At 71.5% G+C, this 534-nt stretch carries 1 protein-coding gene; it reads right to left on the minus strand.

The annotated features are described in order from the left end of the window. On the minus strand, positions 1-534 hold a 534-nt coding region (locus AC1DM9_RS34450), incomplete at both ends, for an ABC transporter permease (protein ID WP_477584504.1).

Below are 534 nucleotides of genomic sequence, written 5' to 3' on the forward strand. Positions count from 1 at the left end.
GCATCAGGTACACCTGGTACGGCAGCGGCGGCAGGCCCGGCAGGCTCGCCCCGCCCTGTTGCAGGCGCAGTTGCAGGGCGTCGAACGCGGCGAACAGCACCGCGCCAAGCAGCGCCCGGCCCGGCCGCCAGGAGGCGAAGACCACCAGCGCCACGCAGATCCAGCCGCGCCCGTTAATCATGTTGAAGAAGAACGCGTTGAAGGCGGAGAGCGTCAGGAACGCCCCGCCCACGGCCATCAGCGCCGAGCCGGCCATGATCGCACCAATCCGCACGGCCGCCACGCGGATGCCCTGCCCCTCCGCCGCCGCCGGATTCTCGCCGACCATGCGCAGGGCCAGCCCCAGCGGCGTGCGATAGAGCAGCCAGCCGATCAGCGGCGCCATGCACAGCGCCAGCAGCGTCAGCGCGGTCTCGGCGGCCATCACCGGGCCGATCAGGGGGCCGAGAAGCGGAACCTCCGCCCACCACGTCATCGGCGCGAACGGGGTGATCGTCGGCGGCGACGACACCTGCGCGAAGTTCAGCCGATAGG

It is taken from the genome of Paenibacillus sp. 01T431, assembly GCF_056398625.1.